Genomic DNA, 25,936 nt, shown 5'->3' with positions numbered 1-25,936 from the left:
CTATTTATACCCCTAAAGGAATGATCTATTTGTCCCTGAAAAAGAAATTATCGATAATCTTTTCCTTCGTTGTAACTGTGATCTTAATCGTCAACAACGTGGTCAACTATTACTTTACGGAAAATTTGCTGCGAACGGACCAGGAAAAGCAGACCGAGGTGTTAGCCAAAATTATTGGCACCTCGATTGAGCGCTCGCAATACGGCGCCCAATATGTCGAAGACTTGATCGGGGAGAAGCTGCGCGTAGCGGCCATTGTGGCCCAATATGCGCTCGATCCGGACATTAACAAAGTGTCCAATGATGATTTGGTGGAGGTCGCCAACAAGATCGGAGTATCGCACATCACCTTGATGACGCGGGTGGGTGACGATATTAAAGGGGTCAAATCGTCAGATCCGAAAGAACGCGACATGAGCACGAAGGACTGGAAATATTGGTTTACCGCGTTCAACCAGCTGCTGGATAAAGGAAACGTGAGCATTTCGGAAGGGCAGAAGCTGAAAAATTACTGGTCCGGACCGATGAACACCTCCTATACCGACCCTAATCATGTCGATAAGTGGGGCTACTATTACGACGGAACGACCAACTATATCATCAACCCATATGTGCGTGACGAACAAATCATCAACTTTAAAAACCAAGTCGGTGCGGAGTCCATCCTGGAGCAGACCAAGAAGAATAACGACACGATTCTGGAAATTACCGGTTTCAACCCGAAGACGTTCGGCAAACCGCCGATCTATACGGAGATCGAAGGCGTCAAGTACATCGATTACGTCAATCAAGAGATTCAATTCGGCAAATATACATTCCAGGATAAAAACCGGGATTTAGCCAGCATTACCGAGGCGATGGAGACCGGCAAGCTGGTGAGCTATATCGCAACGGTGAACAACAAGAAGGTGCTCAAAAGCTTTATCTCGATCAACAGCGAAACCCCGTATGTCATCGGCATTGTGAATGATTACAACATTATACAGAACGTGCTGAACAAGCAGCTGTACAACAATTTAATCATTTCCCTCATCGTCATTACGGTGGTGCTCTTGATCAGTTTCGTGCTCGCCACGTATATTGTTCGACCGCTGAACTTGATTTTGAGGAAGGTGGGCGAAATTGCGAACGGCAATTTCGGCGCCAAGGTCAGCATTAACCGCAATGACGAGTTCGGCCTCCTGGCTAACCAGGTGAACATCATGTCACATAACCTGGAGAGCTACACGACCGAGCTGAAGAACAAAAATGCCGAAATCGAATATCACGCTTACCACGACTATCTTACAGGGCTGCCGAATCGCCGTTCGTTTATTACAAGTCTTCAAGACCGATTGGAATCCAATGACGGCTCCAGCCGCTTCGCGGTCATCTTTGTAGACTTGGATCGATTCAAGTTCGTGAACGATACGTTCGGGCATTCCGTAGGGGATCTGCTGCTCAAGGCGGTGGCGGAGCGCATCTCGGAGGAAATTGCCGGCCATGGCACCGTGTCGCGGACCGGCGGCGACGAGTTTATTTTGGAAATTTTGCATCAGACAAGAGAAGATGTCGCACAGGTAGCACAAAATATTTTGACCAAATTGTCCAAGCCGTTTATTTGCGAAGGCAACGAGCTGTTCGTTACGCCATCGCTAGGCATCAGCTTATTCCCTGAGCACGGGAAGGCTGCTGAAACGCTGGTCAACAATGCGGACATTGCCATGTACCGGGCGAAGGAGCAAGGGCGCAACAACTACCAGTTCTTTGCCTATGAAATGAACGAAGTGATTTCCAAGCGTGTGAAGCTGGAGAAACGCCTGCGTACAGCGCTCGATAATAACGAGATCTTGCTTCACTATCAGCCTCAGATAGATCTGAGAACGGGCCGGATTACCGGGAACGAGGCGCTGGTGCGCTGGAATCAGCCGGAGATGGGCTTAATTTCTCCGATGGAGTTTATTCCGATCGCCGAAGAGACGGGCATGATCGTTCCGATCGGCGAGTGGGTGCTGCGCAGAGCGTGCGAGCAGAATGTAACATGGCAGAAACAGGGACATTACCCGATGAAGGTATCGGTCAATCTGTCGGCACGCCAATTTTTGCAGAAAAACTTTATTGAGAATGTGCAATTGATTTTGAAAGAGACGGGTCTGGATCCGACCTTGCTGGAGCTGGAAATTACCGAGAGCATTGCGATGCATAACGAGGAGTATGTTATTGCTAAGCTGAATGCCTTAAGAAGCTTAGGGATTCGCATCGCGATCGATGACTTCGGCACCGGATATTCGTCGCTCAGCTATATCAAGAAGCTGCCGATCAATACGCTCAAGATTGATAAGTCATTCTTGTTCGATATCAAAAATGATTCCGACAATGAGGAGATTACCTCGACCATCATTGCCATGGCTCAGAGCATGAAGCTGCAGGTGATTGCCGAGGGCGTGGAAACGAAGGAGCAGCTGAAGTTTCTGCAGCAGCGCAAATGCGATGAAGCACAGGGCTATTTATTCAGCAAACCGCTCGCAGCGGAGGCACTGGAGCAGCTGTTCGCACACCAGGAAGTAGCCGTAGGGTTAGTAACCGAATAAATCCACATTAGTTTACGGGGCTGTCCCTTAAGTAGGTCATCTACTTGAGAGACGGCTCTTTTTGTGCGTTCGGGGGCTGACGACGAAAATCGACAAAAATTGGTATATATACTAAATTATTTTTAGAACTTAAAATTATGTCCAAATGATGATATAATAGGTATTTAGTAATGGTAGATTCGACCTACAAATTGATAAAGGCAAATCCATCGAAAGATGGTGACGCAAAGCCACGGGTCTAAGATTGGGAACAATTATGATCGCCGGGTTGCCACAGATGAGGTACGTAATTGGAGTGGCTGCGTTCTGACATGGAACAGCAGCTTTTTTATTTCTACATCCTAACGGCGAAACGAGAGATGATCGTTATGAAGGGTTGCAGAGGCAGACTCCTCGGACTGGCCATGGCCATGTTCAATGTGCTCCTATGGTATTTTCATTCTTTGGCATCAACAATAAGCATGACGCTGATCGATCTGATGGCGATCCTCGTGCTGGGAGCGATCTTTTGGTGGTTGGGAAGCAAGTACGACGAAGCTAAGGTTCATGCCGAACAAGATGTGCTGACCGGTGTATATAACCGACGGTTTATATACACACGGTTTCCGGCGCTGATGGAGAAGATGGATCGCAAAGCGGACAAGCTGATCCTCTTTGTGATCGATATCGATGATTTTAAAGGCATTAACGATGCGTACGGTCATGAAACCGGCGATTGCATTATTCAGCTTGTGGCGGAGGCACTGAAGAATAACAGCCGAAAGCAGGATCTCGTTGTCCGCTGGGGCGGTGACGAATTTATCGTCGTGGCTCCAGCTGTGGATGAGATGTATGCTTACATTTTGCCGGAGCTGATTGAACGGGACCTGCACCATACCTCGCAGAAAATCAAGATTGATATTTCATTGTCCATAGGACAAGCGGTTTATCCGAATGACGGAAGAACATTGGAAGCGCTCTTTCAATCAGCGGACAACCAGATGTACCATTCGAAGTCGAACAATAAAGTGGCGAACTTGCTCTAGGAGCAGTATTAAAAAGGATGCAAAGAAGCCTTCTCCGGCATGTTGTACCGGGGAAGGCTTGTTTACGGTTTGAAAAAAGAATGCGAGCCCTCAAATATAGTCCAAGTGGTGGTACACCCAATCCGCATGGGGAATGGCGCGGGCGATTTCGCTCAAGATCCGGTCGATGCCGTCGAGCCCCGAAGGGTTCGCAGGAGGTTGGATCAAGACCGTGATCGTCCCTTCCCGGATTCGCGCAAGCAGGTCAATGCGGCCGAGCAGCCAGGCGGTCAGCGTGTCTTCCTTCATCTCCAGCGTCACGGTCTGCGGTGCCTCACCTTCGCCATCCAGCAGCGTGAGCTCGCGCTTCGGCGTCCAGACGTTCAGCCGGATGCCGGGCAGCCGGAGCCGGTCACGCCAGGCGCGCTCAAACAGCTGACGCGGATCGAAAAGCTGCGCCATGACCTGGTGGAAGCGGCGCTGGGTTTGAAACCCGAGCTCGGGCAGCAGCCGGGCGAACGGATGCGCATAGCCGATCGGCATGATCGTGCTGACGGAGCCGCGCTGCTCTGAGAAGGCGCATACGCCTTGGAGCACACGCGAAGCATGATCTAGGCTGCCGCCGAGCGCGGCGATCTCCAGCACGTGCAGCGGGCCCTGCTCGCCGTCGCGCTGTTTGCGCCCGACGATGGCGTAGCCGATCAGCCGGCCCTGCTCCTGGAGCTGCACGAGGTGAAACTCCGTCGGATGCGCGACGTAGATCGTGGAACGCAGCGCGTGCGCCCAATAGCCGGGCCTGCGCTGAGGAAATCCGCCAAATGCGGCGTAGGTGTCCTCAAACAACGGCAGAAGCTCATCTTGGCGTGCAAGGATCGTGTCTGTGTCTTCTGAAATGATTACATTCGGAGGCATAGCCAGCCGTGCGCCACCGGCCTCATGGAGATCATTTGCTCGTGTATAATTGCGAACATAATGCAAATCGGAGTGTCCTGTATTCGTGTAAAACCGATAGCCGGCACTCCGCTCATCGCCGCGATATAGAAACAAGGCATCGGCCTGGTTCGGCAGAAACCGGCAGGCCGCTTCAATCATTTGGCTGCCGACGCCGCGCCCGCGGCAAGCTTCGCTTGTTCCCACGGCATTTTCGAAGGCAGCGGTTACATGGACGCCGGGCACCAGCTGGAAGTTCCTAAAGTACAGCGGGATGAACCCGATCACTTCCTCGCCGTCAAAAGCAATGGCCGCCGTCTTGACATCGCCATCGATTTTCCAATCCTCCGCAGTGATGGGTGAGAAGATGCTGTTGCGAATCGATAGTCCCTGCTCCAATTCTTCGGGACGCATTTCTCTAGCCGTTACGTTGCCTAATGATATTGCGCTCAAGTGCTGCAGCCTCCTTTTTCAAAGGTTAATGGTTGTGGATTACCATGCGGAACACAAACAGTGCAACAAAAGTGAGCACAATGCCGGACGTGCCAACTACTCGAATCGGTCGGTGCGTTACCTGAAGCCCTAGCTGCGCATCCCAGCGGGTTTCCCCGTCACGGCTCAGCTTCCGATACGCTGCCAGATTCGTCACATACATGATGATTGGGATGCCAAGGGCTTGTCCCAGCCACCACACCTGCAAGCTTCGCCTCAGCGCTTGTCGGTACGTTAACTTTTGCCCGAGAGCGCTCGTGACTTCAATGCCCAGCACAAATTTCCCAAGCGTCGTCCCTACGGTGGACAGCAGTCCGGCCTCGATGAAAATCCAAGTCGCAAGCAGCAGAACATTAAATAAGAGCGTCTGATTCGTATCCCCGGAGCCAAAAGACAAGCTGCTGAGGAGGAGGGTTAACAGCACGCCCCAGAGCGCTCCATCGATGGCCCGCGCCCAAAAACGCAGCCACGGTCTGCCCGGAGACGGTTTTTCCCGCGTGACGAAGTGCATGACCTGCTCCTTTCCGGTTGAGATCCACCGTTAAAAGTAACCACTACCATTTTATAACAGATGAGGTATCATAGATATACATTGGTGAGAAAATATGCGAAATTGTGCTAGCAAAGGAGAAAGCGGCTGCAGGAAGCAAAGCAGATTGGAAAAATCGTCATTCTCAACGGTACACCTAGATCGGGGAAGTCCAGCATTGCGGAGGCGATTCAAAATCGGTTCGATGGGGTATGGATGTACTTAGGCGTGGATCGATTTATTGAGTGGCTTGCCTGGTTTATTTGTGGGCGTACGGTGCCCCCTGGATGTCGTTATGGAACGGCGATTGGCTACTTGGCAGGCAGGCTATACTGCGGAGGGCGAGGTACCGAAGCCGGTCCGTTTGTGGCAGGAGCTTGTCCACCAGCCCGGCATTTATGATTTGGAGGTTGATACCTCGGTGCTCCCTCCGGAAGCCAGTGCCGACTTGATTCGCCAGCGACTGGAGGAGGGGCCGCCTCCAACAGCACTACAGCAAATGGCAAGTATGGCAGCAGGCGATGAAAGCTAACGCTAACTCATCGGCTTGCCGCTGAGCGCAGACCACAGCCTTTTTACGATCCACCAAGGACCGATGAGCAGGAACACCGGATTTTTCAGAAACGATGGCGGGTTCCCCTCAAAATAATGACCGATGAACTGGAAAATCCACCCGAGAACAAACAAAAAGAGCGCCCACCTCCAGCTCCAAATCAGGAGCGGCAGCGAGAGCACGATCATTGGAATGCCGATGGCATGTGTAAATTTGTTGACTGGGTGTTGATGATCCTTTTTGTATCGCTCCATAAAAGAGAGCTTCTCCCCCATGTGCTTGCACAACCCTTCATCTAGCTTCTCCCCATAGGATAGCATACTCCGGGCCGACTTCGGAAGCGGTTACAATTCTGGAAAAGCTGGTATTTTCATGAATTGCTTCGAACGTGAATATGCTGTAATCAAATCCATGTCCCATCAAAGGAGATCGATGACGATGAAATCCAAAGGGTACGATGCCGAGTTTCTTCAAGCACTGGATAAACAATGCGAGCAGATCATCGAGTTCACCTTAAAGCATCATAACGATCATCCTCAGCAGATGAGCCTCATTGAAGGTCTGGCCAGAGTCTGCGTGATGCTCGCGGAAACGAAGCGGCAGGAGCTGCAGTATGGGTTTATTAAGGTATTCGATCCGCAATATTATATTGAGCTCAAGATGGCGGAGATCATGCGCAAACTGGAAGTTTGACCCCGCCTCGGCTGTTAATCCTTCTTCGAAATCATAAATTCCTCCAGGCTGCGATCCGCTTTGCTCTGATTGCACAGGCTGCAGGCGCACACGCAATTAAGAGGTGTCGTGTGGCCGCCTTTGGCGCGGGGCAGCAAATGATCGATCGTATCGCCATATTCGCCGCAAAAATAACAAGTGTACTCATCCCGACTCAAAATGTACTGTTTAAACATCTTATTGCTGTAAATGCGGCGGATCGTGTGCCGATTGACGACAACAGCAGCGAACTCCCGGACAAGCGTAGCTGCGGTCTCGAGGTCCGTCTCCTGCAGCCACCTACGGCCTTTGTCCGTGCGGCCGCGCATCCGGACGATGCCTTGGCGAGTCGCCTTTAGCTCCGATAAATCCAATCCCTTGGGCGGGGGAGGCGGAGCAGGAATCGGTCTTGGTATTCTTCGTACACACCGGGCCCCAGCAATGGGCAGTAAGGCGGCAGGCTCAGCCGTCACCGATTCGTCTTCCGAAGATGCGCCATCGGCGCCATTCATGATGGACGCTTCCTTCCGCAGCTTGCGGCAGGTTCGGCATGCCCCGCGGCGCGACGCTTTGCCGGCTTTCCTCCCCGTTCGGCGGATGAATTCGGTCAGCGGTCTTGGCTCCAAGCAGTAGGCGCATACCTTGAGCTGCTGCGGGAGCGATTCTTCAATTCCAACGATCGGCGCAGTAGGCGCAGAAGGCTGGGCTGTGGTCAATTCTACAGGGGTGGTCGTGATCTCCCGGTCCATTTCATGTCACCTCGAATGCTCGCTTAACTCTCTATACCTCTATTGTACATGAAAAATGAATGCTCGGCATCCGTCCAAACGCTGAATTGTTAGCTGCGGCTTCCGCGGCTTTTTCTTGTCTCTAATCGAAAATGGTATGAAAGCGTTATTCGCCTAATATATTGATGGTATTGAAGGGGTGAGTGCGCGTGGCAGGGGAGCTGTTCATCGGCTTAATGAAGCTGATCCTGATCAATCTGGTGCTCAGCGGCGATAACGCGATTGTCATTGCTCTGGCGTGCCGGAATTTGCCTGTTCAGCAGCAGAAAAGAGCCGTTTTCTGGGGAAGCTTTGGCGCGATCGGCCTTCGGGTTGTTCTCACCTTCATCGCCGTGTCCTTATTGCAAATTCCATTTGTGCAGGCGGCCGGCGGGGTGCTGCTATTTTACATTGCGATCAAGCTGCTGAAGGGCAACGGGAAAGAGGAGCATGTGCCATCCGGAACGAGCATGCTCGATGCGCTGAAGACGATCATTTTTGCCGATCTGATCATGAGTCTGGACAATGTGCTGGCGATGGCCGGTGCGGCAAACGGGAAGCTGTCGCTTATCGTGCTGGGGCTTGCCATTAGCATTCCGCTCATCATTTGGGGCAGTCAGCTGCTGATGCGTCTCATGAACCGGTTTCCCATTATTATTACGCTGGGATCCGGGCTGCTGGGGTATACGTCGGGGGAAATGCTGACCGGCGATCAAGCGTTGGGGGATTGGATGGAGGAGGTCTTCCCGGCAGGGCACTATATCGTACCGGCGGGCCTCGCGTTCATTGTCGTACTGCTCGGTGTCATTGCGGATCGGCGCAAACAGCTGCTGCTAGCCGCGGAAGGCAAACAATAAGGACTGCGACTGCCGGCGGGGACGGCGGTCATTTTTTTGTTAGGGGTGGGAATGAGCTATGGCGAACGAAGAGCAAATTGTCCAGCTAATCTTAGCGCATTTACCGTATGGGGGGCAGCTGGAGCCGCTTCATCAATCGAATCGGGAGTATGCGGCGATTTGTGCGGCGGATTTGGATGGTGACGGCGTGCAGGAGCTGTCCGCAGTGTATCGTTTAGGAGAGAATCTGCGGTTTTTTGTGCTGAAGTATCATGGGTACGGCTGGGCACCCGTGTTCGATGGGGAGGCGCCTCCTGATAGCGTTAATATCCATGTATTGACAGCGGCTCCGGTGGTCACCGGCGGTCGAAGCAGCCTCATCGCGGGCTGGCAGCAGGGCTCTCTGAGCTCCAGGCTGTCGGTCTACGATCTGACGATGGAAGGCTTTCGAGATGTTGCGCCCGAGGAGCTGATGCCGTTCAGCTACCTCGAGGTGATGCATGCAACGGAACGGAGAGGCGACGAAAGTCAGGCGGAGCTGGCGCTGTGGAGGCAGGAGTCACCGGGGACGTACCGCGTGGAGGTGCTGCAGTGGCGGGACGGGAGCTTTAGATCAGCCGGTGCGGTGCATCCGCTGTTCTCGCCGCTGGCACACCGTGTCGTTGAGGCATTCCCTGCTTCGGTCAAAACGACGAACGGTGTGGAGTGGGGCTATATCAACAATAAAGGGATGCTGACGATTCACCCGCAGTACGAGTATGCGTTTGATTTTCAAGAGAATGGGCTGGCCGTAGTTGTTGCTCATGGTCGTAACGGGCTGATCAATTCCGCCGGGCGGTACGCTGTGCAGCCGATCTATGAGTCGATCAATCCGTTCTCGGAAGGCCGTGCGGTCGTGTCGGATCATGAGGGCTTTAAGCTGATGGATGAAGCGGGGCGCATCGTGACAAGGAAGGCCTACAGCTACATTTCGTCCATGCATGATGGCCGGGCGATGTTCAATGTCCAGGGTACGGGTGGCAAGAGCCTATACGGCTATCTGGACGCGCAGGGCAGAGAGGTCATCCCGGCACAGTTTGAGGAGGCAGCTGACTTCAACCACGAGAAGGCGGTCGTCAAAATCAAAGATCGCGACTATGCGCTCATCGGACCAGACGGCCAGCGGCTGGCTTCGTATCCCTATGCGAGCGTTGGCCCGCTAAGTGACGGTAGGCTGTCCTTCCAGCAGGAGCCTAACGGCAAGTACGGCTACATCGATGAACAGGGCAAAATCGTGATTCAGCCGGCCTATGTGTTCGCGCTGCCATTTCAAGAGGGGCGGGCCGTGGTGAATACGTCCGACGGCTTTAAAGCCCAATATGGCGTCATTGACGCGCTGGGCAAAACCATTGTGAAGCCGGAGTACAACGACATCCGGCAGCTCGGAGAGAAGCGGCTAGCGATCGGCAAAGCGATCAATGAAGAGCAGCCGTGGATGGGCTCCATGTTTGCTATCGCGGATTTGGACGGGAAGCTGCTGACTGATTTTAAATATCACGACGTCTCCGAATATAAAAAAGGGCTCGCTTCCGCCAGCGACCAGCGGCAGACGTTTTTCATCGACCTCAGCGGCCAGCCGGCCCCAGGGTATCCGCGAGTGAACGGCAACGGCACGCTAACTCTGCAGGATTCGCTCATTCAAGCCAATGTCGATATGCGGCAGTCCTATTTGACCCGCAACGGCGCCATCGTCTGGCAGCAGAACACGGTCATTCCGCTGAATGCCCAGTATCGCGTGAAGGAAGATAAATATAAGCCGAACAAGGATTATTTGGTTTATTTTCCGCAGGTGGAGGGGATGCGGGATCTGGCGGCGCAGCAAAGAGTCAACTCGAGGCTCAAAGAGCTGTCCCAGGTCAAACCGATTCCGGGCAATGTGCAGCTCAGCTATAGCTACAACGGCGATTTTGAGGTGAGCTTTTTTAAAAAGGAGCTGCTCGTCCTGCAGATGACCGGCTACAATTTCCCGTTTGGCGCTGCGCATGGGATGCCTAGCAAGGTATACGCGCATGTGGATTTGGTGGACGGCCGCTTTTATGAGCTGAAGGACTTGTTTAAGCCTGGCAGCAATTATGTGGCGGTGCTCAGCGAGATTGTGGGCAAGCAAATTAAGACGGATCCGCAGTATTCCTACGTTTTTCCGGATACCTATAAGGGGATTAAGCCGGATCAGCCGTTTTATGTGACGGAGCATGCGCTGCATCTTTATTTTGCCCCGTATGATATTGCGCCGTATGCCGCAGGCTTCCCGACGTTTACGATTCCGTTTACTGAAATTATGAATATGATCGCCGTCGATGGGGGATTCTGGAAATCGTTTCATGGGTGAGGTTTTAATTTACAGGGTGCTGCATGTCGCGTTAAAATAAAATATGGGTGGACTTTCCAAAATTGGTACTGTTCATAAAGTCAAGGCTGCCTAACCGGCGGCCTTTGCTGTTTCGTCAATCATCCATACTTTTAGGAGGAATCCTCATGTCTGCCACTATTCAACCTATGGTCGTAACGCTGCCTTCCTTCACTGTCGTTGGCATTAGCTATGAAGCGAACCTGAACGAAATCATCGAGCAGCAGCTGGGCAAAAGCGCCCATCGTACGCTGCAAGATCGCACCGGCGAGCTTCCGTCTCGCTTGAACGATCACGTCTACTTGATCCAGGTGTACCCGAAGAAGAAAGGCTTCAACCCGCACGTGGATGCTTTTACGCAGGTCATCGGGTACGTGGTGCCGGAGGGGACAACGCCGCCGGAGGGGATGTCTGCCCGAACGCTCCCCGAGAAGCAGTATGTAAAGATGACGCATAGCGGACTCGAATCCGAGCTCGGACGCACCTATGACCTGTTGTACGGCCCATGGATGCAGCAGAGCGAGCGCTGTCCGGATGGTTTTGACTTCGAGATATGGGACGAGCGGTACAAGCCGGAGCAGGCGAACAACGAAATCGACGTATTCGTCGCCTTGTTCAAATAAACGAAGCAGCTCCCCAGCACCGGACGATCGACCCGGAATATGGGGAGCTGCTTCATGTTATCGCTGCTTTTTCATCTCGAAAAATTCGCATGCGTTCCGCTGATGATACGCAACGTCGCTGACCCTCGATTGCACGACAATGAGGTCATCGGTAAAGCGGATGATGATCCCGCCGGAATCGACGATATGATCATCTTGAAAGACCCGTACACTGAGCTGTCGGTCCATCGCTTCTTGAAAGTCTTGATCGGTTACCAGCCTGCGGTTCAAAGCCATTCGTCGTATCTCCTGCCTATGAAAGTAGCGTATGCTAATTGTCGACAACCGACATTCCGTCATTTTATCATGCCTTGGCGCGCAAAGCCAAAGCCAATATCGAAGCTACATCCGCTGTGGCGTAGGCAGCCCCAGCACCTGAAGCGCGTCGCCAAGCGCAGCATTCATCTTAGCAGAAAGCCAGATCCGGAACGCTTGCTTCGTCTCATCCTCGGCCTTCAGGATTGGGCAGGCGGCATAAAAATTGCTAAACAGCGTAGCCAGCTCATAAGCATAGCTGCAAATGACGCTAGGAGCCAGGTCTTGCGCGGCGGCATCCAGCACATCCGGCCAATTGGCGATATGCCTCAGCAGCGCATATTCGGGCGCTTCCATCGCAGGCAGCTGCTCTGGAATAGCCGGAACCAGGCCCAGCTCGCGCTCCGCCTTTTGCAGCAGACTGACCGTTCGGGCATAAGCATAGAGCAAATAGACCCCTGTATTGCCGGAAATTTCCGTGGCCTGCTGCAGATCGAACACCACTTCAGTCTGCAAGTTGAAGCGCAGCAGGTAGTAACGGATCGCGGCGGCAGCTATGCTGCGGCTGGACAGCCCGCTTTTATCCGAACGCTTCTGTTCAATGACACCCTCCATCAGGTCGAGCAATTGCGAAACCTTGATGCCGATCCCTTGACGGCCGGACATCGCGTACGACGCCTTGCCGTCGGAGGTATCGATCCCGAGCTCACGGGCGGCGGCCGGACTTAGCGAGACGACGCCGTAGCTCACATGGCGCAGCTGCTCCGCTTGCTTCTCAAAGCCCAGCGCCTCCAGCGCCTGCTTCACCATCGCTTGCGGGTACTGCTGCCGATAGTCGATGACGTTGATGACGACATCGGCGCGGCCGAAAGCCTGCCTCGTCCCCTGCGCCTTCGAGGTCCATATTCCATCGCTGAACGGAGCGTAGAGAAAGTCTTTGTCCAGCAGTCCGAATTTCCAAAGGTGGTATGCGATATCCTTGGCCGTATACGTTAAAATGCCATTGGAACGGACCAGCACCTTATCTGCACTATGCTCAGCTGGAGCTTCCTCCGAATCGGTGCCCGGCTCCTGCGGTTCCATACGCTGCTTCAGCACCCAGCAGCCGGCCAATTTTCCCTCGGTTTCCAGGGTGAACAGGGGAGTCTGACGCAGCAACTCAAAAGCTGACGCCCAGAAGCCCTCGCGGACAATGTTGCTCTCCCAGACAAGCAAATCATAGTCGATGCCGAACTGCTTCATTTCCTCCACATGCTCCCGCACAATCCGCTCGGCAACCAGCGTGCCCATCCACGCAAGATTCGAATGTCCTTCCTCCAGCGCATGCAGTACTTCAGTCCGATGCTCTACCAGCTTCGGCTCCGACTCGTAGGCCCGATTGATCGCCGCATAAACATCCCAGCAAAAATCACCAAAGCGCATATGCGTCTCCTGTATCGGATTATGCAGCATCCCGACCACCGTATCCGCCAATTGATTGCCCAAGTCGTCAATGTAATTGTGGACCTCGACGGAATAACCGGTGCGCTTCATTATGCGTACCAAGGCGTCACCAATGCAGGAGTTTCTTAAATGCCCGATATGGGCCGATTTGTTCGGGTTGATGGAGGTATGCTCGATTACGACCTTGGCGCGAGTAGACGCTTGTCCAGCATCAGCATCATCAGCAGCATCGGCGTCAAACGCCCCCTGTGCCCAGCGAGTCCAGTCGATAAACAAATTGATGTAGCCCGGAGGAGCGACCTCCATCCGCAGAACGAGCTGCTTGACCGCTTCATTTTCCTCCAGCTTCGCCATCAGCTGCCCGGCAATCATCTGCGGCGGTTTACGAAGCACCTTAGCCAGCTGCATAGCAATACTGGCGGAATAATCGCCATGCGCCATAAGGGCCGGCTGCTCCACGCGGACTTTCAAGGCGGGGGCCTCCGCAGCACCGAGCTCGTCCAGCAAGCTTTGTACCGCATTTTGAATATGCTTTACTAACCATTGACTTAACATTGGAATTCCTCCTCTGAAAAAATAAAAAAGCCCCCGTCTCCTTAAAAAAGAGACGAAGGCTTATGCATTCGCGGTACCACTCTTGTTGTTAAACCGAAGTTTAACCACTCGTAAGGTTAACGGCTTTCACCGGGACTCCCTACAATGCCAATGGCAAATTCGGAAGGCCATCTCCTGGGTCCGCTTCATTCTTGACTCCGTACCGGCTTGCACTGTCCCGGCTCGCTGCGACTTTTGCCAAAAATTACTGTCCCAATCATCGATCCAATTATTGCAATTTTCTAATTATTATACCTGACAAGGCTGCAATGTCAAGACGGATAGAGGCCCGCTATTGCTTGATCATGAGCACGATGGCTAGGATCACAAGCACAATTAATGCGACGATAAACGAAATTTCGCCCTTTCTGGAATGCTTTTCGTTTGCCGTTACCGCCAGCTCTTCACCTGTTCCACGATGGACAGCCCCGCAAAATTTACAAATAAAAGCGTTCTCATCGACTTTCTCATTACAATTGGCACAAACCTTCACCGCCATTTTGCATCACTCGCAATCTGATGGGATTTTGTTAATGAGGTAAGTCTAGTCTTCAGTAAAAATTTATGTAGGCTTAAGGTATAAATTAATACCGCTTTTAGATGGGACAACCGGGCTTCTATTAATAGACGAAAAACAACATAAAAAATCGCCCCCTGAGCTCGGATGGTGAACTCCAGGAGGCGACTTCGAATTCGATTACATTTTATTTTTCAAATCGGACAAATATTTGAGAGCAACTCCTAGTGCACCGAGGTAGTAGAAAATCATCATGAACCAACCTGTCGGATCAAGGGACATCATGTTAGAGATCAGGAACATTGGGAAGAAGTAAAAGAGCATATCTTGCAGGTAGCCAAGCATAAAGCTGAAGGAGAAAGATCCGGATTTAAGGGATTTGAACAAGCTGAACAGCATATCAAGTCCCATAAGGCCAAGCATGATCAGCATCGAGTAAAGCATCCAACCCGTAAGCGTGAAAGTCATTTATCTCACCCCCTTGGAGGTTTTGTACTATATCATATGAATCGGCGTGCCAAAGTGCATTAGGACACCGTACTCATTTTTAGAAGTAAGCGCAATCAATTATAGATTCGAGAGGGCAGGTGCCTAATACGGACGCATTAAAGTCTCTGCCAACGGGAGGGAAAAAGGAGTGGAGTCACGAATAAACTTGAAATAGTGAAATCACGTATGAGCGAAAAAGGAGTCGATAGCATAATGGACAGCAGCACCGTTCAAGTCAAGCCTGAAGTACGCGCGTATCTCGACCGGATCGGATACGCCGGCCCGCTCGATGGCAGCGCCCGCTTGCTAGCCGATTTGCAGGAACGCCATCTTCACTCCGTCCCTTATGAGAATTTGGACATTCTGGAGCGCATCCCGCTGTCGCTGGAGATCCCGGACCTTCTCAATAAAATCGTCACCAGGCGCCGTGGAGGCTACTGCTTTGAGCTGAACGCCTTGTTCGGGTGGCTGCTGCGCGAGCTGGGTTACTCGGTCACGGATTATATGGCCAGATTTTGGCGAGATGAGCAGAATACGCCTCCGAAGCGCCGCCATCAGGTGCTGAAGGTGGAAGCAGAGGGAGGGAGCTACCTTTGTGATGTAGGGGTGGGAGGCATTGTTCCACGCCGCCCGATTCCGCTGGTGGAGCTGGAGGAGGTCCAGCAAGGGGAGGAACGCTACCGGATGGAGCGCGATCCGTATTTCGGCTGGCTGCTGTGTGAGCTGAAGCACGGCGAATGGAGCCGAATCTATTCGTTCACCGAGGAGCCGCAGCTGCCGAAGGATTATATCATGGCTACTTATTGGTGCGAGAATGCAACCGATTCGATTTTTACGCGTAGACCTATGGTAGCGATTCGTACGGCGGAAGGCCGCAACTCGATCGCCGGAGATGAAGTCCGGATCTTCTCTCCCGCGGGGGTGCAAGCTTTCACGCCGGAGTCGAAAGAAGCGTTTCATGAGGCTTTACGGCAATATTTTGGCATACGGTTGGAAGAAAAGTGACATTTTCAAGTGAAAAAGGGGATTATCATTCAAGATGTGGACGCGTGCGGAACTAAAAGCAAGAGCCAAGTCGGTGCTAAGCACCTCGTATTGGAAGGCGTTTCTGGTGAGCCTGCTGCTTGCGATTACAGGCGAGGGGCTTCCGAGCTGTGCCTTGAATTCAAGCAATGGGAGGCAGCACAGCGGAGCTACGATCTCTACGCCTGGGCTCGGGCACGAATGGAGCGGGGATTGGGGTCCGGCAATGATCGCTATTGCGGCTGTGGCTATCTTCGTGGGGATTGTGGTTGCTCTGGCGGTGGTGGCCTTTCGCATTTTTGTGCTCAGTCCGCTGGCGGTGGGAGGTCAGCAGTATTTCAAGCAGGCCGCTCAGGAAGACGTGAACATGAACCATTTGGGGCACGGCTTCGCCCGAGGACATTACAAAGCAGTCGTCAAGGGAATGATTTGGAAGGACTTTCTGAACTTCTTGTGGTTCCTGCTGCTCATTATCCCAGGGTACGTCAAATATTACGCATACAGCATGGTACCCTTCATTTTGGCGGAAAATCCCGGGATTGGAACAAAGCGCGCCGTTGAGCTGAGCAACCGGATGACGCGTGGTCATAAGTGGCGGATGTTTGTGCTGGATCTGTCCTTCATCGGCTGGTACTTACTAGGTGCGTTAGCGCTTGGGATCGGAATTTTGTTTGTCCTGCCGTACGTGTATTCGACAAAAGCCGAGCTGTATTTGGTGCTTCGCCAGCAGGCCCTGCAGGAAGGAATATGCAGCAGGGCGGAGCTGAACTTGCCGGAGCTGTTTGAATAAGGCTTGCTTGGCTGGAAGGCTAGGGGAGAGGGGGAAGCCCTTCTCCTTGCCGGATGGTGCGAACCCCGGCCTCACACACACCGTAGGAGCGCCACTGACACGTCACACAAAGCACGTTGATATCCTCCGGTGCGATCGCCGCACGGACTCTCTCCAGCACCGTCGACCACGGCACTCGCGTGCCCGTCTCCAAGCCGAGCCGCCGGATCACCTCTTCGTCATGCTTCGCAACCGATCGGTTCTCGCAGTGATACTGCCCATCCGCGGGGAAACAGGTACATAAATCGTCCGGGCCTTGGACCAAGGCAATCGTCGTTTCCGGCGACTCGCGCAGTTCGTTGTACACCCGCGTCATATTCGCTGAAAAAGCGGCCGAATAGCCCATGCCCCGAAAGCCGAGCAGGCACAGTAAATGATGTCCGCGCAATCGAATCTCCATCGTTCGCGAAGCCTCCTTTTTTTCATCATCATAACGGAAGGTGAGCCGTTTTGGAAGCAAAAATAAGGCTCGAAGAGCAGCTGGAACAGCTTCACCGCTTGGACTGTATAGACGGGACTTCAGATAATAGGACAAAGGTGGACAAGCTGCGCCATAGTCTGACTGCCGGTTGGCGGACGGGCTATTTTTTTATTTTTTTTCCTCCCCCCCAAATTTTGGTCTGGCCGCGAATGTATTTATTGTTTATAGTTAGCAGTTATTCATCTTAATAATTCATACTCGTGTAGGGGGAGTTTCCGCATGAAACATTTGCCCAAAAAAGTATTGGTATCCAGTCTCGCCTTAGCTATGATGCTGGGTGCTGGCACAAGCGCGTTCGCCAAGGACAACGACCGGAACGATGACCGAAAAGAGTCGCACAGCAACAATGGCAAAAACGGAAATAACGGCTGGCATGGCCAGAAGATTCAGTTTAACTACCGGGATATACAGAGCAAAGATATGGAATGGGCATTGCGGTATATCGCTGACCTCGCTTCCAGACGTATTTTTGAAGGGTACTCCGACGGCTCGTTCCGTCCGCAGAACACCGTCACCCGGATCGAAGCGATCACGGCAGCCGTACGTCTCATGGGACTCCGGGACCAAGCGGAATCCACTACGGAAATGCAAACGCAGTTAAATTTTAAAGATGCCAATCAAGTGCCTTCTTGGGCGGTTGGCTATGTCTCCATTGCACTGAAAAACGATCTGTTCGGTGAATCCGAGACCATGGTCAACCCGAACACACCGGCCGACCGCCTGTGGGCGACGACGCTCCTGGTGAAGGCGCTCAAGCTGCAAAACGAGGCCGAAGCACAAATGAACGCCAAGCTTACGTTCGCGGATAGCAGTAAAATCCCTGCCGGTGCTGTAGGCTACGTCGCCGTTGCCACGCAAAAAGGGCTGATCAACGGCTTCGAGGACAATACGTTCCGGCCGAATCAACCGGTGACTCGCGCTCAAATCGCAGCGTTGTTAGACCGAGCTGGGGATCAGCTGGGCAACAGCAGTGATTTCTTGATCACAGGTACCGTTACAGGCCCGGTGGTGAACAATACGCTGACGGTTAGCCAAGGCGGACAAACGATCAGCTATGCGCTCGATCCAGATGTCTTTGTATTCCGGGGAGGGGCCCGAGTAAGCCCAACGGCATTGCAAACCGGCGATGTCGTGAAGCTCCGTACTTACAACAATGAGGTTCTGTATGCTGAAGTGACGTCCTACAACGGTACGCCTACGTATCCGACCAATCCAACGCCTACACTGCCGTCCACTGTGAACACGGGTGTATTAATCTCCCCAGTGACAAGCAGTACGCTGGCAATCAGCAGCAATGGTCAATCGCTCAGCCTGCCGCTCGCTTCGAACGCACTCATTTACCGCAACGGCGGTCAAATTAACGCTTCCGCATTGCAAGTGGGCGATGTGATCAGCACTCGTGCGTACAACAACGCGATCGTTTATGTAGAGGTAACGCAGCCGGCTGGCACCACGGGAACACAGCCTACGTTTAGCCGACAAGTAACGGGCACGTTAACTACTCCGATCAGCGGCGGTGCGATGACATTGACATCCGGTGGACAGCTGGTCAGCTTGTCGCTGAACAGCAACGCCTTTATTTACCGCGGTGGCGTTCAAGTAAGCGCATCGTCCCTCCAGGTCGGCGATGTGATGACGGTATATGCGTATAACAACACCGTCGCCGTGGCTGAGGTTACGCAAATGGCTACCACGCCTACCACAGCGACTGGCGATATTACAGGGACCGTAGCGTCGCTGGCCAATGGCAACACTGTAGTAATCAACAACGGCAGCCAAAATGTCAGCTTGACGCTGAACCCGAACGCGTTCATCTACCGTGGCGGCGTACAGACCGGAGCAGCTGCGCTGCAGGTCGGCGATGTGGTTACGCTGCATTATTACAACAATGCGGTGCTCTACGGTGAAGTAACGCAGCTGGCCGGTGGCGGCGGTTCTCCGCTTCCAGCGATTACGCAAACGAGTGGCAGCTTCCTCTCCACGACGAACAGCAACACCTTGTCGATCTTGAGCGGCAATCAGGTGCAGACGCTGACGCTGAATGCCAATGCGTTTGTTTTCCGCTACGGTGCACAGTCTAACCTTGCTTCGCTGCAACCGGGAGACGTGCTTAACATTCGCTCCTACAATGGCAGCGTGATTTTCATTGAAGTGACGAGCACAAACACGAACCAAAACGGCACGGTTTCCGGCACCATCAGCAGCCTCGCGCTGAACAACCAAGGCAAAATCGCCACGATCAACCTCAATCAAGTGATCTCGGGCGGCGGTACTCAGCTGGCTTCCTACAGCGTTTCGAGCAGCGTAACGATTTATGGAGATGTGTCGAAACTGGTGGCGAACCAGCAAGTGGTCTTGACGCTCAGCGGTTCTACGGTAACTACGATTTATATTCCATAAGGCAAAAGTATAGGCTCGGCGAATCATCCGCCCTCAGCCGTTGCGATTGGTTTACACCCCGGTGTATGCCAATGGCAGCGCTGGGGGTTTTTCGTTTGGGGGAGGTTGGATGAGGCAAATGAGATGTGTGTTGGGAGGAGGATGGACGATCGTCAGCTATTTCAAAGGTTTCATTGGGGCGGCGAGGATCTTGTTTCAGCTGGAACGGCGCCCGTTGATCGTGCTGGCGGTGGCGCTGGGCTGGGCGCGGTTCGCGGATCGCATCGTGGTGCTGCAGGACGGAGCGATTGCCGAAGAAGGCACGCACGACAGCCTATTGCATGCCGAGGGCGCTTATGCCGCCATGTTTCGTGCACAGTCAGCTTGGTGACGCGGCGCCTGAGCTTTTTTTGGGAATTGACAGATAATTAAGACTATGGTTTAATCATCTTTAAATTTATATCGACCAAGCGATGATGGACATGGCTCAAGCTCCTTGATCTTGAAGCCGCAGTAAGGGAAATGCCGATGTGCACAAACAGAGAGCCGGTGGGTGGTGCGAACCGGTGCAGGCATTTCGCCCGAAGTACAGTCCTGAGCAGGCTCAGCCCAATCTGAGCCCGGCATCCGATCGGAGCCGTTATGCAAAGAAGTGAAAGAAAGGCTCGAGTCCACCCAAATGGACTTGCAGCGACTTTCTTTAATTAGGGTGGTACCGCGAGACAACCTTCTCGTCCCTTTCCGGGGGCTGAGTGGGTTGTTTTTTTGCATTTCAATACATTTTCCAACAGTTGACAACTTTTATGGTCTAATTGCACCCCCATAAAAGTTGCAACAAGGAGGTAAAAAAGATGGTGCGATGGGAAGAACTAAATGAACAGCAGCAGCGCGAGGTGGAACGTCAAATGAGCATCGTCTGCCGGGGCACAGCGCAAATTGTACCGGCGGATGCATTGAGGGGCAAGCTGGCGTATTCCGTCGCCACCGGAACGCCGCTCAAAGTGAAGCTGGGCCTGGATCCGTCCGCGCCGGATATCCATATCGGGCATACGGTAGTGCTGCAAAAGCTGCGTCAATTCCAGGACTTGGGCCATGAGGTGCAGCTGATTATCGGCGATTTTACCGGACGCATCGGCGACCCGACAGGTAAATCGGAGACGCGAAAGCAGCTGACCGAGGAGGATGTGCGGCGCAATGCCGAAACCTACCAGAGACAGCTGTACAAGGTGCTGGATCCTCAGCGGACGCGATTTTTCTTTAACTCCACTTGGCTAAACCGCATGAACTTCAGCGATGTGCTGCAGCTCGCGGGGAAGCTGACGGTGGCACGCATGCTGGAGCGGGACGATTTTGCCAAGCGGTATGCGGGAGGCCAGCCGATTCATATTCATGAATTTTTTTACCCGCTCATGCAGGGATACGATTCGGTGGAGCTGGCCAGCGACATTGAGCTGGGCGGCACGGATCAAACGTTCAACATTTTGATGGGGCGCACGTTGCAAGGCTCGTATGGCACTGAAGACGGGCAGGTAGCCATGCTTCTGCCGCTCTTGGAAGGGCTCGACGGCACGAATAAGATGAGCAAGAGCCTGGGCAACTACATCGGCATTGACGAAGCCCCGAATGAGATATTTGGCAAAACGATGTCGATCCCCGACCACCTGATGCTCAAATACTACGAGCTGACCACTCTGATTACGACGGAGGAGCTGCAGGAGCTGGAGCGGGGGCTGACGGCAGGGACAGTGCATCCGCGCGATGCCAAAATGAATCTCGCCAGAGTCTACGTCCGCATGTACCATGGGGAGGAGGCGGCAGTTGCGGCGGAGCAGTATTTTGTCGATGTGTTCCAAAAACGCGCGCTGCCGGATACGATCCAAGCCGTGAGGATGGGGCGCGGCGAACTGCAGGACGACGGAACGATTCCGTTGATCAAGCTGCTCGTGGCCATCGGCTTTCAGGCTTCCAACGGAGAGGCGAGACGCAGTATCGCTCAGGGAGCGGTGAAGCTGAACGAGCAGAAAATAACCGATCCGAACGCGCGGGTTACGCTGAGCCAGGGCGATATTATCCAGCTCGGCAAACGGAAATTTGCGAAGCTTGAGCTCGAATAAAAGTCAAAAAAAGGCTGGCGTTCACCCGCTTCAATGGAGGCGGGACGCCAGCTGAAATGTATATGAAGTGCGCGTACATCTTTATTCCATCGAGGCTGCCGATCGCTCAGGAGTAGGATGGAATTTATGTAATCGCTTTCGGTTTTTGATGCATACAGCGCGAACGTCCCCACCTCGGATTCGTGCCGCTTATGAAGAGTCTCTGCAGAATCCGTTCACTTTTTTTTCGGTTCAAATGGAGATTGCTGATACGCAGTTTCATCACCAAGACACCTCCGAATTTTGAGAGTAATTTAAGTATATCGTTCGGAAGCGAAAATATGATAGACGTTTCTCCGTTCGCCGGAGGAAATTCATTGAAGCGCCAGACTGCCAAAGACAGTCCGGCTTGGCATCATTTTTTTTTGGTTCGAGGCGGTTTTTTCGCTTTGGGGACAGCGGGCAAATGCTTGAAGCTGCGAATCGTCGGACCTTTGCAGAGCGGGCACTCCGGGTACTCGTTCGTCGCATACTCCTCGCGGACCCATGCTTTGCATTCCGCGTCCTTACACTTCCAAATGACGGTGGGCTTTACCTCCGGCTTGATGGCTTCGTCTTGTTGTACACTCATTGGATACACCTCCCTGTTGCAACTGATATCGTAGCTCTAAAAATTGCTGAACTGCTATCTTAGGCTTCATCGATACAAGTTGTCAACTTTGTTGGAACTGCTAACGTGGCTTCTCCGATATCAGTTCCAACTTGAACCGATTCTATTTTATCCCACTCGGAGTTAGGCCATACGAAAATATCAAGTGCGCAGGTGTTTGGATACCTCGCATTTTTTTGTATAATAAAGCACAGAGAGGCTGAAAGGATGAGTACATAATGAATATTACCGAGTATAGCGTTGAACTGGTGAAGGACCCGTTCGGGATCATCCCGGGGAAGCGTTACGAGCTGCTGCTGGATATTGAAGTGCCGGAGGACGATGAATTATTTTCGGAGACTGGGCTGTATATCCGGGTAGTGTATGGCGTGGAGGAAAGCCGTCAAGGGATTGTAAAATATGAGATTTTCGATAAACAGGCGGATCGCTACTTGGACTTTGAGCTGGAGGACGAGGAGCTGGCCATGGTGAATGCGTTCTGCCAGGAGCATGTGGCTGAGGCGTAAAGCAATCGTACGTTAGAAAAACAATCACCCTTACTGGAGGGCTGGAAGATGGACTCGCAACAGATGCCGCGCAGATGGGCCAAACGGTTAAGCTATATCCTCGGCGGGTCGGTGCTGGCCGCGGTATGCCTTGGTATCATCCTCTATGAACAGCGGCAGGAGCAAGCAGCGTCAGTGGTGCGGCCACCAGTGCAGGCACAGGCGGTAACGGTTGCGGCCCCGGCCCCTCGGGAGCTACTAGATTTTCGGATGACCGATTTCGATCACGGCAGGATTCGGTATGCGGACGGCATGCTGGTGACGACTGACGGCGGTGCACATTGGCAGGAGGCGGCATCGTCCAGTGGAACCACTACGGAGGAGCGAGGTTCGGACATTGAAACGTGGGGCGGAACGACGCGCGAGGATAAGGAAAGCTATCGGGTCCAAGTCGGAGTCAAGGAATACCCAGTGAAGCAGTGGCAATTTCTCACGGATCGGATCGGGTGGGCGAGCTTGGAGGGCGGCGCGGAGCTGGGCAGTCCCTTAGTGGTAACGGTGGATGGCGGACGCACTTGGCAGGCGGAAGTGACTGCAAGTGTCATGCAAGCGCTGCAGGAAGCGAAGCAACGGCAAGCGCAGGTGAAGAAGGAAGCGGGCTTCTACGCGTCGGCGGATGCGGCCAAAGCGGTGATGGCGGCCCATTGGACTTTATTTCCGGCGACGGCTAGCCCTGGGGATGTGGTTCTGGTGCGTCATGACCAGCCGGGCGAGGTGACTTGGCAGGGACAGTCGTATCCGCTGAAGCCGTTTGGCGCAGGGTATTTTGCCTACCTTCCGATCTCGCTTGGGGTGAAGCCCGGAAACTATCCGATCGGCGATCAGACACTGAAGATTCAGAGCAAGAAGTTCGAAACCCAATATCTCCAGGTGACGCAGCAGATGGAAGCCATGAAGCAGGATACGAAGCGCATTCAAGCCGATCAGGTCCGGATCGATGCCGCGCGCAGCAAGCCGGAGCCGGAGTTTCTATTCCAATCCGCGTTTATCGCCCCGATCCAAGGCATTCTAACAACACCGTACGGGTATACCCGGTATGTGAACGGCAAGTTCGACAGCTCGCATTTGGCGCTCGATTTGGCGGCCAAGGAAGGGACGCCGATTAAGGCGACGAATGACGGGGTGGTGGCGCTTGCGGATAGTCTGTACTTGACGGGCAACTCGATTTATATCGATCATGGCATGGGCTTGTTCTCCCAATATGCGCATCTGTCGGAGCTTCGTGTGAAGACGGGAGATCGGGTGAAAAAGGGCGATATCATCGGTTTAGTGGGTACAACCGGATTTTCCACAGGCCCGCATCTGCACTTTACGTTCTGGGCCAACAATATACCGGCGAACCCGAATCTGTTCTTCGATACGACGCCGTTTCAATGGTTGAACCGGCAAGGGGGCTAATTAGCGATGTCAACGGAGATGGAGGAAGCCGCTTCGCAAATGGGGATGGATGCCGACCGGCTTCGCTTGGCGCTGGAGGTCGTGGCACGGGAAGTGAAGACCGGCGAAATCCCTGGGGCTGTCGTATCCGTGGGACGCAATGGCGCATGGTTCGAGCATGCCGTGGGTGAAGCGGTTCTCGGTGAGAAGGATCCCCATCCAGCGGCGCCGGACACGATCTACGACTGCGCATCGCTGACTAAGGTCGTCGTCACGCTGCCGCTCATTTTGATGCTGCTTGAAGAAGGGCGCTTGCGCCTGGACGATCACGTCCACCACTTTCTTCCGGAATTCGCCGAGCAAGGCAAAGCATCCGTTTCCATTCGCCACTTACTCAGCCATACGTCAGGATTAATTTCAATCCCTCAGCTGCATTCGCGAGGGTGGAGCAAGGAGCAGATGCTGGATGCCATCCTCCGCAAACCGCTGGACTACGAGCCAGAAACCCAGGTGGTCTACAGTGACTTGGGCTATATCGTGCTAGGGCATCTGGCGGCGCTCCTGTTTGATGAACCGCTGGAGGAGGCAGCCAGGAGCAGGGTGTTTGAGCCGCTAGGGATGATCGACAGCAGGTTCTGCCCGCCGACTGCGCTGAAGCCGCGAATCGCAGCCACGGAGCGGTATCCAAGCGAGAGCGGCCCCCGCTGGGGCATCGTCCACGATGAGAACGCTCATGCGATGGGAGGCGTCTGCGGCCACGCCGGCCTGTTCTCGACTGCTCGCGATTTGTCGCGTTATGCGGCCTTATGGCTGGGCGGCGGCAAGCTCAAAGGGCGCAGACTGCTGTCCGCAGCATCCGTTCAGCTTGCGACCTCGTTGCAAACTCCGGGATTCGCCAGCGGCAAGCGGGGGCTCGGCTGGGTGCTGAAGGGCGACAAGTTCGATGCCTCCGGCGATCTCTTGTCCCAAACCAGCTACGGGCATACCGGGTTCACCGGAACCAGTCTTTATATCGATCCGCTCCACCGGCTGACGGTCGTGCTGCTGACGAATCGGGTGCATCTAGGCAGGGAAAAATCGGTCGTTCGCTTACGGGCGCTCTTCCATAATGCGATCTGCGCGGCATTGATAGATTCGTAGGTTCACAGGCGATTCGCTGTCGCAGCCGTTACAGCGGATGATTCCGATGTCGGTAGTCGACGTGCTTTTTGGCGCGCTCATTCCTCCATAAAAAATAGTGAGCATGCTCGTCCCACAGCGATACTAATTGCGCTCCAGCGATCATAAATTAGTATCACACTTAGAATAACTAAGTGTAAATTGGAGGGATTGCTATGGGAGAAGAATTTGAAAAAGACGAATTGTTGGTCGAAGAAGAAATTGTCGCAAGCGAATCGCCTGAAGAGGAAGTAGAAGAGATCGTTGAAGAAGCCACGGATGAACCCGAAGCCGATGCAGAGGATGAACCTGTAGACGAAGCCGAAGAAGAGGAAGAAGATGAAGAAGCTCCGGACGAAGAACCGGCCAGCGAGTCGGAAGCCTCAGAACCAGCGGAATAACACTTAGCTCCAAATCCCTTCTCCAAACTTAAAAATGATCGACCTGTTCAGCGATGAACAGGTCTTTTTTATGTGCGCCACGCATGGCGATTAACTAGGCGGTGAAAGTCCGCTGTGGAGGCTTGTAGTTGCCAACCACTAGCCAAGAGCAAGGGTGTCCATTGCAAGGTGGAATCTGAAGGAAGCTGGAGGCAAACTTCCGACCCGAGGAACACGAATATCATCAGGCACAGGATATGGGA

At 53.4% G+C, this 25,936-nt stretch carries 27 protein-coding genes, 1 riboswitch and 1 other annotated feature; of the genes, 17 read left to right on the top strand and 10 right to left on the bottom strand.

The genetic code is table 11. From position 1 onward, the window contains the following. The first annotated feature begins 20 nt into the window (after positions 1-20). Both FPZ49_RS05225 and FPZ49_RS05220 read left to right on the top strand, forming a co-directional pair. On the top strand, positions 21-2,570 hold the full coding sequence (locus tag FPZ49_RS05225) for an EAL domain-containing protein (protein WP_261381260.1): 2,550 nt from the start codon (positions 21-23) through the stop codon (positions 2,568-2,570). Positions 2,571-2,759: 189 nt separating this feature from the next. Next, a riboswitch (cyclic di-GMP riboswitch) is annotated at positions 2,760-2,846 on the top strand. Between the two features lie 35 nt (positions 2,847-2,881). Continuing rightward, positions 2,882-3,595, top strand: a complete 714-nt coding sequence (locus tag FPZ49_RS05220) for a GGDEF domain-containing protein (protein WP_144844241.1) — start codon at positions 2,882-2,884, stop codon at positions 3,593-3,595. Positions 3,596-3,685: 90 nt separating this feature from the next. Here FPZ49_RS05220 and FPZ49_RS05215 read toward each other — a convergent pair whose 3' ends face one another. Further along, complete coding sequence (locus FPZ49_RS05215) at positions 3,686-4,957, bottom strand: GNAT family N-acetyltransferase (RefSeq protein ID WP_144844238.1); 1,272 nt, start codon at positions 4,955-4,957, stop codon at positions 3,686-3,688. A 25-nt stretch (positions 4,958-4,982) separates the two neighbouring features. After that, a complete protein-coding gene (locus FPZ49_RS05210; protein WP_144844235.1) occupies positions 4,983-5,507 on the bottom strand; it encodes an RDD family protein in 525 nt (174 codons plus the stop codon). A 126-nt stretch (positions 5,508-5,633) separates the two neighbouring features. Between FPZ49_RS05210 and FPZ49_RS37425 the strand changes: the two genes are divergently transcribed. Together FPZ49_RS37425 and FPZ49_RS36655 are read left to right on the top strand one after the other, a co-directional pair. Beyond that, positions 5,634-5,927: a phosphotransferase-like protein gene (locus FPZ49_RS37425; RefSeq protein ID WP_391563807.1), complete on the top strand. Its 294-nt coding sequence runs from the start codon at positions 5,634-5,636 to the stop codon at positions 5,925-5,927. Continuing rightward, positions 5,821-6,057, top strand: a complete 237-nt coding sequence (locus FPZ49_RS36655) for a phosphotransferase-like protein (protein WP_261381259.1) — start codon at positions 5,821-5,823, stop codon at positions 6,055-6,057. Before FPZ49_RS37425 ends, FPZ49_RS36655 begins: the two co-directional genes overlap by 107 nt. 2 nt (positions 6,058-6,059) lie before the next feature. Here FPZ49_RS36655 and FPZ49_RS05200 read toward each other — a convergent pair whose 3' ends face one another. Next, positions 6,060-6,332 carry a DUF962 domain-containing protein gene (locus tag FPZ49_RS05200; protein ID WP_261381258.1) on the bottom strand — a complete coding sequence of 91 codons (273 nt, stop codon included), beginning with the start codon at positions 6,330-6,332 and terminating at the stop codon, positions 6,060-6,062. 184 nt (positions 6,333-6,516) lie between these two features. Here FPZ49_RS05200 and FPZ49_RS05195 point away from each other — a divergent pair, with 184 nt between their 5' ends. Further along, complete coding sequence (locus FPZ49_RS05195; RefSeq protein ID WP_144844229.1) at positions 6,517-6,771, top strand: hypothetical protein; 255 nt, start codon at positions 6,517-6,519, stop codon at positions 6,769-6,771. Positions 6,772-6,785: 14 nt separating this feature from the next. On the opposite strand, the gene FPZ49_RS05190 is transcribed toward FPZ49_RS05195, so the two are convergent. After that, the gene (locus FPZ49_RS05190; protein WP_144844226.1) at positions 6,786-7,538 is read right to left on the bottom strand and encodes an HNH endonuclease; all 753 of its coding nucleotides are present in this window, start codon (positions 7,536-7,538) and stop codon (positions 6,786-6,788) included. 188 nt (positions 7,539-7,726) lie between these two features. Here FPZ49_RS05190 and FPZ49_RS05185 point away from each other — a divergent pair, with 188 nt between their 5' ends. From FPZ49_RS05185 to FPZ49_RS05175, 3 genes are all read left to right on the top strand, one after another. After that, a complete protein-coding gene (locus FPZ49_RS05185) occupies positions 7,727-8,413 on the top strand; it encodes a TerC family protein (RefSeq protein ID WP_391563805.1) in 687 nt (228 codons plus the stop codon). Positions 8,414-8,471: 58 nt separating this feature from the next. Then, positions 8,472-10,760: a WG repeat-containing protein gene (locus FPZ49_RS05180; RefSeq protein WP_144844223.1), complete on the top strand. Its 2,289-nt coding sequence runs from the start codon at positions 8,472-8,474 to the stop codon at positions 10,758-10,760. A 146-nt stretch (positions 10,761-10,906) separates the two neighbouring features. Beyond that, entirely contained in the window at positions 10,907-11,401 is a 495-nt protein-coding gene (locus FPZ49_RS05175) for a GyrI-like domain-containing protein (RefSeq protein ID WP_144844220.1), read from the top strand. A 57-nt stretch (positions 11,402-11,458) separates the two neighbouring features. On the opposite strand, the gene FPZ49_RS05170 is transcribed toward FPZ49_RS05175, so the two are convergent. The 4 genes from FPZ49_RS05170 to FPZ49_RS05155 all read right to left on the bottom strand — a co-directional run bounded on the left by FPZ49_RS05170 (position 11,459) and on the right by FPZ49_RS05155 (position 14,717). Then, positions 11,459-11,677 carry a hypothetical protein gene (locus tag FPZ49_RS05170; protein WP_144844217.1) on the bottom strand — a complete coding sequence of 73 codons (219 nt, stop codon included), beginning with the start codon at positions 11,675-11,677 and terminating at the stop codon, positions 11,459-11,461. A 105-nt stretch (positions 11,678-11,782) separates the two neighbouring features. After that, on the bottom strand, positions 11,783-13,693 hold the full coding sequence (locus FPZ49_RS05165; RefSeq protein ID WP_144844214.1) for an arginine--tRNA ligase: 1,911 nt from the start codon (positions 13,691-13,693) through the stop codon (positions 11,783-11,785). A gap of 45 nt (positions 13,694-13,738) precedes the next feature. Continuing rightward, positions 13,739-13,962, bottom strand: a binding site (T-box leader). 62 nt (positions 13,963-14,024) lie between these two features. Then, a complete protein-coding gene (locus tag FPZ49_RS05160) occupies positions 14,025-14,231 on the bottom strand; it encodes a hypothetical protein (protein WP_144844211.1) in 207 nt (68 codons plus the stop codon). Between the two features lie 198 nt (positions 14,232-14,429). After that, on the bottom strand, positions 14,430-14,717 hold the full coding sequence (locus FPZ49_RS05155; protein ID WP_144844208.1) for a hypothetical protein: 288 nt from the start codon (positions 14,715-14,717) through the stop codon (positions 14,430-14,432). Between the two features lie 234 nt (positions 14,718-14,951). Here FPZ49_RS05155 and FPZ49_RS05150 point away from each other — a divergent pair, with 234 nt between their 5' ends. Together FPZ49_RS05150 and FPZ49_RS05145 are read left to right on the top strand one after the other, a co-directional pair. After that, complete coding sequence (locus FPZ49_RS05150) at positions 14,952-15,743, top strand: arylamine N-acetyltransferase family protein (RefSeq protein WP_144844205.1); 792 nt, start codon at positions 14,952-14,954, stop codon at positions 15,741-15,743. Between the two features lie 34 nt (positions 15,744-15,777). Then, positions 15,778-16,551 (top strand): DUF975 family protein, encoded by a 774-nt coding sequence (locus tag FPZ49_RS05145; RefSeq protein WP_144844202.1) that lies wholly within the window; start codon positions 15,778-15,780, stop codon positions 16,549-16,551. A gap of 19 nt (positions 16,552-16,570) precedes the next feature. On the opposite strand, the gene FPZ49_RS05140 is transcribed toward FPZ49_RS05145, so the two are convergent. Next, entirely contained in the window at positions 16,571-16,990 is a 420-nt protein-coding gene (locus FPZ49_RS05140; RefSeq protein WP_144844199.1) for a DUF1284 domain-containing protein, read from the bottom strand. A gap of 300 nt (positions 16,991-17,290) precedes the next feature. Here FPZ49_RS05140 and FPZ49_RS05135 point away from each other — a divergent pair, with 300 nt between their 5' ends. From FPZ49_RS05135 to tyrS, 3 genes are all read left to right on the top strand, one after another. Then, complete coding sequence (locus tag FPZ49_RS05135; protein WP_144844196.1) at positions 17,291-19,471, top strand: S-layer homology domain-containing protein; 2,181 nt, start codon at positions 17,291-17,293, stop codon at positions 19,469-19,471. 118 nt (positions 19,472-19,589) lie between these two features. Then, positions 19,590-19,841 (top strand): hypothetical protein, encoded by a 252-nt coding sequence (locus FPZ49_RS05130; protein ID WP_144844193.1) that lies wholly within the window; start codon positions 19,590-19,592, stop codon positions 19,839-19,841. Positions 19,842-20,304: 463 nt separating this feature from the next. Beyond that, positions 20,305-21,564 (top strand): tyrosine--tRNA ligase, encoded by a 1,260-nt coding sequence (gene tyrS / locus FPZ49_RS05125; RefSeq protein ID WP_186445646.1) that lies wholly within the window; start codon positions 20,305-20,307, stop codon positions 21,562-21,564. Between the two features lie 394 nt (positions 21,565-21,958). Here the strand turns inward: tyrS and FPZ49_RS05120 are convergent, their stop codons facing one another. Then, entirely contained in the window at positions 21,959-22,174 is a 216-nt protein-coding gene (locus FPZ49_RS05120; RefSeq protein WP_144844188.1) for a cold-inducible protein YdjO-related protein, read from the bottom strand. A gap of 254 nt (positions 22,175-22,428) precedes the next feature. Between FPZ49_RS05120 and FPZ49_RS05115 the strand changes: the two genes are divergently transcribed. The 4 genes from FPZ49_RS05115 to FPZ49_RS05100 all read left to right on the top strand — a co-directional run bounded on the left by FPZ49_RS05115 (position 22,429) and on the right by FPZ49_RS05100 (position 25,694). Further along, positions 22,429-22,719 carry a DUF6509 family protein gene (locus FPZ49_RS05115; protein ID WP_144844185.1) on the top strand — a complete coding sequence of 97 codons (291 nt, stop codon included), beginning with the start codon at positions 22,429-22,431 and terminating at the stop codon, positions 22,717-22,719. A gap of 48 nt (positions 22,720-22,767) precedes the next feature. Continuing rightward, entirely contained in the window at positions 22,768-24,156 is a 1,389-nt protein-coding gene (locus tag FPZ49_RS05110) for a M23 family metallopeptidase (protein ID WP_144844182.1), read from the top strand. A 6-nt stretch (positions 24,157-24,162) separates the two neighbouring features. Further along, on the top strand, positions 24,163-25,275 hold the full coding sequence (locus FPZ49_RS05105) for a serine hydrolase domain-containing protein (RefSeq protein WP_261381256.1): 1,113 nt from the start codon (positions 24,163-24,165) through the stop codon (positions 25,273-25,275). Between the two features lie 194 nt (positions 25,276-25,469). Then, positions 25,470-25,694, top strand: coding sequence for a hypothetical protein (locus FPZ49_RS05100; protein WP_144844179.1), 225 nt, complete (start codon positions 25,470-25,472; stop codon positions 25,692-25,694). Positions 25,695-25,936: the final 242 nt, after the last annotated feature.

The organism is Paenibacillus cremeus (assembly GCF_007786445.1).
Taxonomy (GTDB): domain Bacteria; phylum Bacillota; class Bacilli; order Paenibacillales; family NBRC-103111; genus Paenibacillus_G; species Paenibacillus_G cremeus.
This window is presented reverse-complemented; position numbering and strand designations above follow the sequence as displayed.

What these genes read in the sequence shown, in the direction of transcription:
- FPZ49_RS05155 (WP_144844208.1), bottom strand. Translation starts at nt 14,717, where the DNA reads ATGACTTTCACGCTTACGGGTTGGATGCTTTACTCGATGCTGATCATG.
- FPZ49_RS05200 (WP_261381258.1), bottom strand. Translation starts at nt 6,332, where the DNA reads ATGGAGCGATACAAAAAGGATCATCAACACCCAGTCAACAAATTTACA.
- FPZ49_RS05180 (WP_144844223.1), top strand. Translation starts at nt 8,472, where the DNA reads ATGGCGAACGAAGAGCAAATTGTCCAGCTAATCTTAGCGCATTTACCG.
- FPZ49_RS05160 (WP_144844211.1), bottom strand. Translation starts at nt 14,231, where the DNA reads ATGGCGGTGAAGGTTTGTGCCAATTGTAATGAGAAAGTCGATGAGAAC.
- FPZ49_RS05135 (WP_144844196.1), top strand. Translation starts at nt 17,291, where the DNA reads ATGAAACATTTGCCCAAAAAAGTATTGGTATCCAGTCTCGCCTTAGCT.
- FPZ49_RS05110 (WP_144844182.1), top strand. Translation starts at nt 22,768, where the DNA reads ATGGACTCGCAACAGATGCCGCGCAGATGGGCCAAACGGTTAAGCTAT.
- FPZ49_RS36655 (WP_261381259.1), top strand. Translation starts at nt 5,821, where the DNA reads ATGGAACGGCGATTGGCTACTTGGCAGGCAGGCTATACTGCGGAGGGC.
- FPZ49_RS05130 (WP_144844193.1), top strand. Translation starts at nt 19,590, where the DNA reads ATGAGATGTGTGTTGGGAGGAGGATGGACGATCGTCAGCTATTTCAAA.
- FPZ49_RS05210 (WP_144844235.1), bottom strand. Translation starts at nt 5,507, where the DNA reads ATGCACTTCGTCACGCGGGAAAAACCGTCTCCGGGCAGACCGTGGCTG.
- FPZ49_RS05140 (WP_144844199.1), bottom strand. Translation starts at nt 16,990, where the DNA reads ATGGAGATTCGATTGCGCGGACATCATTTACTGTGCCTGCTCGGCTTT.
- FPZ49_RS05220 (WP_144844241.1), top strand. Translation starts at nt 2,882, where the DNA reads ATGGAACAGCAGCTTTTTTATTTCTACATCCTAACGGCGAAACGAGAG.
- FPZ49_RS05145 (WP_144844202.1), top strand. Translation starts at nt 15,778, where the DNA reads ATGTGGACGCGTGCGGAACTAAAAGCAAGAGCCAAGTCGGTGCTAAGC.
- FPZ49_RS05100 (WP_144844179.1), top strand. Translation starts at nt 25,470, where the DNA reads ATGGGAGAAGAATTTGAAAAAGACGAATTGTTGGTCGAAGAAGAAATT.
- FPZ49_RS05105 (WP_261381256.1), top strand. Translation starts at nt 24,163, where the DNA reads ATGTCAACGGAGATGGAGGAAGCCGCTTCGCAAATGGGGATGGATGCC.
- FPZ49_RS05150 (WP_144844205.1), top strand. Translation starts at nt 14,952, where the DNA reads ATGGACAGCAGCACCGTTCAAGTCAAGCCTGAAGTACGCGCGTATCTC.
- FPZ49_RS05190 (WP_144844226.1), bottom strand. Translation starts at nt 7,538, where the DNA reads ATGGACCGGGAGATCACGACCACCCCTGTAGAATTGACCACAGCCCAG.
- FPZ49_RS05225 (WP_261381260.1), top strand. Translation starts at nt 21, where the DNA reads ATGATCTATTTGTCCCTGAAAAAGAAATTATCGATAATCTTTTCCTTC.
- FPZ49_RS05120 (WP_144844188.1), bottom strand. Translation starts at nt 22,174, where the DNA reads ATGAGTGTACAACAAGACGAAGCCATCAAGCCGGAGGTAAAGCCCACC.
- FPZ49_RS05165 (WP_144844214.1), bottom strand. Translation starts at nt 13,693, where the DNA reads ATGTTAAGTCAATGGTTAGTAAAGCATATTCAAAATGCGGTACAAAGC.
- FPZ49_RS05195 (WP_144844229.1), top strand. Translation starts at nt 6,517, where the DNA reads ATGAAATCCAAAGGGTACGATGCCGAGTTTCTTCAAGCACTGGATAAA.
- FPZ49_RS05175 (WP_144844220.1), top strand. Translation starts at nt 10,907, where the DNA reads ATGTCTGCCACTATTCAACCTATGGTCGTAACGCTGCCTTCCTTCACT.
- FPZ49_RS05170 (WP_144844217.1), bottom strand. Translation starts at nt 11,677, where the DNA reads ATGGCTTTGAACCGCAGGCTGGTAACCGATCAAGACTTTCAAGAAGCG.